General features: G+C 63.3%; 5 protein-coding genes and 1 pseudogene. All 6 read right to left on the bottom strand.

The window, feature by feature from the left end; translation table 11 throughout:
* Positions 1-394 precede the first annotated feature (394 nt).
* Entirely contained in the window at positions 395-1,753 is a 1,359-nt protein-coding gene (locus tag OO306_RS27615) for an MFS transporter (protein WP_027593651.1), read from the bottom strand.
* 94 nt (positions 1,754-1,847) lie between these two features.
* Positions 1,848-3,155: an MFS transporter gene (locus OO306_RS27610; protein ID WP_027593650.1), complete on the bottom strand. Its 1,308-nt coding sequence runs from the start codon at positions 3,153-3,155 to the stop codon at positions 1,848-1,850.
* Positions 3,156-3,177: 22 nt separating this feature from the next.
* Positions 3,178-4,422, bottom strand: coding sequence for an OprD family outer membrane porin (locus tag OO306_RS27605; protein WP_265970356.1), 1,245 nt, complete (start codon positions 4,420-4,422; stop codon positions 3,178-3,180).
* Positions 4,423-4,536: 114 nt separating this feature from the next.
* Positions 4,537-5,496: a PDR/VanB family oxidoreductase gene (locus tag OO306_RS27600; protein WP_265970355.1), complete on the bottom strand. Its 960-nt coding sequence runs from the start codon at positions 5,494-5,496 to the stop codon at positions 4,537-4,539.
* Between the two features lie 10 nt (positions 5,497-5,506).
* A complete protein-coding gene (locus OO306_RS27595) occupies positions 5,507-5,983 on the bottom strand; it encodes an aromatic-ring-hydroxylating dioxygenase subunit beta (protein WP_099428997.1) in 477 nt (158 codons plus the stop codon).
* Positions 5,983-6,182: pseudogene (locus OO306_RS27590) on the bottom strand (aromatic ring-hydroxylating dioxygenase subunit alpha); the annotation flags it as partial. The pseudogene OO306_RS27590 and the gene OO306_RS27595, both read right to left, overlap by 1 nt.

Here is a 6,182-nt window from a genome sequence, read left to right as displayed (position 1 = left end):
GAAGAGGCCGGTGACAGCAGCGCAGATCTACTGTGTTTTCACCGGCCTCTTCGCAGCGCAAGGCTGCTCCTACACACGCCAGCCTCCACAGGATTCACCGTTTATGCCTGGGCCTTTCCGTGCGGAGAGGGTCCAGGCTTTTTTGTGTTTACAAGGAATATTGGGGAAGCGGGCTGCTATGTGCTTGTCGGCAGACAGGGTGAAGGCGGCCAGGTGCTTGCCTTGGGCTTGGAGGTGGAGCGGATATCGAGCGCCGCCCGCGCGGCGCTTCGCGGGGCAAGCCCGCTCCCACATCTGTTTCGGGCCAGTTATTCCTGAAGCATTGGCTCGCGCCCCCTTTTCGCGCTCACCTCCCAGTGCCCCCGACTACAATCGGGTCATGCTGGCCAACACTTCAGGCCGCGACGGGGTGCTCACGCTGCATGCTGTGGCGGAAGCACTTGCAGCCTTTGGCCAGCAACACGATGGCCAGCAACGACGCGACGAAGCTGACAATCGACATCGAAGAACCGACCGCAGCCGGTACGCCGAAGTAGCGGTCGGTGATCAGCGCCACCAGCGTGGTGCCCAAGCCCAGGCCCAGCAGGTTACTGATCAGCAGGAACACCGCCGATACCTGCGCACGCACCTGGTTCGGCGAGAGGATCTGCATGGCCGCAGTGGACGCCGGCATGGGGAACGAGGCGAAGAACATGGCCGGTACCAGCAGGGTCACCGACAGCCACAGCTGGTCCACCTGCGAATACAGCACGGCCGGCACGATCATGCCCAGCGCACCGATGACCCCGGTACGCATGGCCGCATCGCTGCGGCCGCGCTTGGCCAGGTGGTCGGTCAGCCAACCGCCGAACACCACACCCGTGGTGTTGGCCAGCAGCAGGATGGTGCCGAGCATGAAGCCTGCTTGCTCGGGGCTCATGCCGAACTTGCGGATGTACAGCGCCGGTGTCCAGCTCATCATGCAGAACAGCGCCATGGCATAGAACGAGAAGCCCAGGTAGTGGCAGCTGAACGTGGCCCGGTGACGGCCGATGAAGCGCAGGCCGTCGGTGAGCTTCACCTTGCGCACATTACCGTCGGCGTCCAACTGCGCGCCCTTGCGCTCGGGGTTGCGCACGGTCAGCCAGATCAGCAGGCCCACGAGCACCCCAGGCAGGCCGACGATGAAGAACGCCAGTTGCCAGGCCTTCATGGCGCCAAGGAAGGCCACCTCGATGGTCTGCGCGTCCTTGAGCAGGGTGATCACGTAGCCGCCGACCAGAAAGGCAATGCCGCCACCGACGAACGAGCCGATGGAGTAGATGCCCACTGCGCGGCCGAGCTTTTCCTTGGGGAACAGGTCGCTGAACATCGAGTAGGCCGAAGGCGACAGGGCCGCTTCGCCGACGCCCACGCCGATACGGGCAAGGAACATCTGCGTGAAGTTCTTGCTCAGGCCGCAAGCGGCGGTGGCGAAGCTCCAGAAAATCACCCCGACCGCGATGATGCGTGGCCGCGAGAAACGGTCGGCCAGGTAGGCGATGGGCATGCCCATGAAGGCGTAGAACAGCGAAAACGCCAGGCCGTGCAGCAGGCTGAACTGGGTGTCGCTCAGCTGCAGGTCGGCTTTTATCGGCTCGATCATCAGGGCCAGAATCTGCCGGTCAACGAACGAGAAGATGTAGGCCACCATGCACAGGATGACCACATACCATTCGTACACGTAACGTTTTTGGGTGTGCTTGAGGTGTTGCGCTTCGGTCAGGGTATTCATGCTTGCAAGTTCCTGAGGGGACAGCCCTGATTGGGACAGCCTGATGGCCCCTTCGCAGCCCAAGGCCGCTCCTGCGAAGGGGCTGAACACGCGGTCAGTTATTGTCTGCAGAGGCTTGTGGCTTGATGGAAATCACCGCCAGGGTGGTGATCGCGCCCATCACCACGAGCATCACCGACACCGGCCAGGCATCCTTGTAAATGCTGAACAGCGCCGTTGCCGCCAGTGGCGCCAGGCCGCCGGAGAAGATCGAGGCAATCTCGTGCCCCATGGCCAGCCCCGAATAGCGCACCTTGGCCGGGAACAGCTCACCCATCAGCGCCGGCTGGGTGCCGATCATCGCGCCGTGACAGAAGGCCATGCCCAGCAATGCCGCCAGGTACACCCACACCGGTGAGTGGGTATCGAGCATCCAGAAGAACGGGAACGCCAGCACCATCAAACCGACCGAGCCGATGGCATACACCACCCGCCGGCCAATGATGTCCGACAGCCAACCCCAGAACACGATGGTGCCGGCCTCGACGATCATCGCCACCATCACGCTGGCCAGCACCAGTTGCGTATCCAGGCCGGTGAACTTGGCGTAGGCGATGGTGAAGGCGAGGAACAGGTAGGCGCTGCCGTTTTCGGCGATGCGGATACCCATGGCCTGCAGCACGGCCTTGGGGTGGTTGCGCAGCACTTCCATGGCCGGCATGTGCTCGGGCTTGTCCTGCTGGGCCTGTTCCTCGACGAAGGCTTTGCTCTCTGGCAGGCGACGGCGGATGTACACCCCCACGCCAAAAATCAGGATGCTGGCCAAAAATGGCACCCGCCAGCCCCAGCTCATCATGTCTTCGACGGGCAGCATCTGCACCAGGTAGAACGCAGCGGCAGACAGTACGAACCCGCCGGAAACACCCAGCTGGCTCCAGGCCGCATAGAAGCCGACGCGGTCCTTGGGCGCGTTCTCGCTCAGCAGCAGCACGCCGCCGCCCCATTCGCCGCCCGAGGCAACGCCTTGCAGCACGCGCAGGATCACCAGGCAGGCGGGGGCCAGGTAGCCGACCTGTTCGAAGGTTGGCAGCAGGCCCATGGCGAAGGTTGCCGCACCCATGATCGCCAGGGTCATCACCAAGGCTTTCTTGCGCCCGGCCTTGTCGCCGATATGGCCAAAGATCAGGCCACCCAGCGGGCGCGCCAGAAAGCCCACGGCGAAGCCGGCAAACGAGGCCATGGTGCCAAGTACCGGGTCGGTGCCGGCGGGGAAGAACAGCGGGGCGAAAATCAGTGCTGCGGCCGTGCCATAGAGGAAGAAGTCATACCATTCCAGGGCATTGCCCAGGACCGAGGCGATGACAATGCGGCGCATGGTGCGCGGGTCGGTATCGCGGGTGATGCTGGTGTTCAGGTTACTCATGAGCCATCTCCATGCGGGCCGGTCACCAGAACTTCCAGGTGTAGGAAGTGATCAGGCGATACTCGTTGTAGTCGTTGCCGTACTGCTGTTGGGTACGCATGTTCTTCAGGTCGAAGGCCAGGTCTTTGAGCGGGCCGCTCTGGATCACGTAGCTGAGCATGATGTCGCGCTCGCTTTCCTGGTCCCTTGCAAGGCCCGGGCCGCGGTCGATGTCGGTGCCTTTGATGTAGCGGGTGAACAGCTTCAGCCCGGGCAGGCCCATGGCGGCGAAGTTGTAGCCATAACGCACCGACCAGCTGCGTTCATCCGGGCGAATGAACGGCAGGCCCGCCCAGTTCGGCAGCCACAGCTGCGGCACGTAGCCGTTCAACGTCGGGAACACGGTATCGCCGGTCATGCGCTGGTAGCTCAGGCCCAGCATGTGCCCGCTTTTTTCCAGGGTGACCAGGCCGAAGTAGGCGCGGTTGTCCACGGTGCCGCTGCGTGCGGCACCGTCTTCACGGTTGTTGAAGTACCCCACGTCGGTTTTCAACTGGTAGCCGTCGGCGAACTTCAGGGCGTGCTTGATGCCGCCGTAGTCCTGCTTGTAGATGTCGTTGAGCACACCATGGAAGTAACTGGCTTGCAGGTCTGGGGTCAGGGCGTAGGTGGCGCCGGCGAAGTCCAGGCCATCACTGTCCAGGTCGTCGCGGGTGCCGTAGCGGTAGAGGCGCTCATGGTTGGACGACTCGCGGGTGACGATGGACCAGAAGCGCCCGCCAACGAGGGTCAGGTTGTCGATGTCGCGTGATTCGATCACCGCGCCCTGGTAAATCGTGTCGAGCTGCCGGCTGGGGTCGTTGGAGGCGACGGGGTAGAAAGGTTTCTGATCACCGATCAGTACCTTGGTGTTGGCGTACTTGAGCTTCAGGGTCGCACCGCCGCGGCTATAGTCGTCGGCGGCCTGCTGGCGGTGCTTGCTGAAGGGCAGCGAGCCATCGTTGCCGGTGGAGTCCAGGCGCACGGCATACTGGCCGTTGAGGTCGAGACCGACTGCCACGGGGGTATCGGTGTAACCGGACTCGAACTGCAGGTCGAAGCCCTGCGACCAGTTGCCGACCTTGGACACCGGCGCGCTGGGGTTGGTGAAGTTACGGTTCAGGTAGAGGTTTCTGAAATTGAGCGAGAGGTGGCTGTCATCCACCACATCGGCCAAGCACGTCAGGGGTAATACGGCGCCCACACACAAGCAAAACGGTTTCGCACGCAACGGCCATTTGAGTTCCATGGGGTAATCCTGGAAGTGTGATCAGTACAAGTCCTGGGCAGTCGAGCAACTGGGCAGAAGGGCTGCAGGTCTTGCGCCCGCTTGTCTGTCACGTATTGTTTTTGTTTTTGTTTCTCAGATATCCAGCACCAGGCGCTTGCCGCGCGCCCGGGAACAGCACAGTACGATCTGCTCGTTGGTGTGTTTCTCCTCTTCGGTCAGGTAGTGGTCACGGTGGTCGGGGTCGCCTTCGAGCACGTCGCACAGGCAGGTGCCGCACACACCTTGCTCGCAGGACACCTCGACCTTGATCCCGATACTGCGCAGGGCGGCGGTCAGGGGCTGGCCTTCCTGCACCTGCACGGTCTTGCCGCTGCGTGCGGCGACCACCTCGAAACTGCCGCCCGAGGTGTCGACCTCGGCCTGGAAGTACTCGTGGTGGATGTGTGGGTCGTCGTAGCCTTGCTGGCGCGCCCCTGCGATCACCCAATCCATGAAGCCCGCCGGGCCGCAGGTGTACAGGTGCACGCCAGGCATGGCGGGGCCCAGCACCTGGGCCAGGTCCAGGTGCTGCTCAGGGCCTTCATCGCTGAAGTGGGTGAACACGCTGGCCGCGAACGGTGCGCCGAGCAGTTCGTCGACGAACGCGCAGCGGCTGCGTGAGCGGCCGCGGTAATGCAGCTCGAACGGTTTACCTTGGGCATGCAGGGCATGGGCCATGGCGATCATCGGGGTGATGCCGATGCCACCGCCCAGCAAGATTGAGCGCGTGGCGTCGCTGGCCAGTGGGAACAGGTTGCGCGGCGCGCTGATGCGCATTGGCGTGCCGGGCTGCAGCTGCTCGTGCACCGCCACCGAGCCGCCACGAGACTGGCTGTCCTTGAGCACGCCCAGGCGGTAGACATTGGTGCGCGCGGGGTCGCCGCACAGCGAATACTGACGCACCAGGTCGGGCGCCAGGTGCAGGTCGACGTGGGCGCCTGCCGCAAAGCGCGGCAGGGCCTGGCCGTCGACCGCGGCCAGCTCCAGTACAACCACGTCGCCGCCTTGCACTTCGCGGGCTTGCACGATCACATCGAGCAGTTGTTCGCTCATGGTCGTGGCCCTAGAGGATGTAGCCGATACCGGCGAGGGTATCGTCACTGTTGATCAGGCTGATCACCTTGCGGTGGATCTTGAAGCTGCCTTGCGCCCGTACCAGGGTGTAGGTCAGGTCGGCGCTGTAGTGCTTGAGGCTTTCTTTGCGGAACTCGCGCACGTTCTGTGCGCAGCGCACGGTGACGTTGACGCCGTCGTCGCCCAGCACCCGGAAGCGCGAAATCGTGCGCACGGTACGTGGTTGCGGGCTGGTGGAAATCGACTCGCCGCCGATCAACCGCTGCACGCGCAGGCCACGCATGTGGTGGTCGTCGTAGGCGTAGTTGAGGGTGTTCTCGTAGTCACTCTCGCGCGGGTCGATGGGGATGATGTACGTGCCTTTTTCGGTCCATTGGCCGAGCCAGGTGTCGTACTCGCCGTGGTCGAGCATGTCGCCTTCCTGCCAGATGAAGGCGGTGACTTCGTTCAGTAGGTTCAGATCCATCACTTGCTCTCCGTCATCATCTTCTTCCACTGCTGGTACGCCGCGCGCATGCCGGTTTCGGCACTCACGTCAGACACCAGCCCGTCGGCGCTGGGCTTCTCGCCCGGCAGGCCGCGGTTGAGCATGATCCACAGGTCTTCACCGGCACGGGCGCCTTTCTGCACGCGCTCCCAGGCTTCGGAATCGTCCGGGGTGCCAA

This window comes from Pseudomonas sp. DCB_AW, assembly GCF_026240895.1.
Taxonomy (GTDB): domain Bacteria; phylum Pseudomonadota; class Gammaproteobacteria; order Pseudomonadales; family Pseudomonadaceae; genus Aquipseudomonas; species Aquipseudomonas kermanshahensis.
This window is presented reverse-complemented; position numbering and strand designations above follow the sequence as displayed.

Coding starts and splice junctions, on each gene's coding strand:
- OO306_RS27615 (WP_027593651.1), bottom strand. CDS start 1,753: ATGAATACCCTGACCGAAGCGCAACACCTCAAGCACACCCAAAAACGT.
- OO306_RS27610 (WP_027593650.1), bottom strand. CDS start 3,155: ATGAGTAACCTGAACACCAGCATCACCCGCGATACCGACCCGCGCACC.
- OO306_RS27605 (WP_265970356.1), bottom strand. CDS start 4,422: ATGGAACTCAAATGGCCGTTGCGTGCGAAACCGTTTTGCTTGTGTGTG.
- OO306_RS27600 (WP_265970355.1), bottom strand. CDS start 5,496: ATGAGCGAACAACTGCTCGATGTGATCGTGCAAGCCCGCGAAGTGCAA.
- OO306_RS27595 (WP_099428997.1), bottom strand. CDS start 5,983: ATGGATCTGAACCTACTGAACGAAGTCACCGCCTTCATCTGGCAGGAA.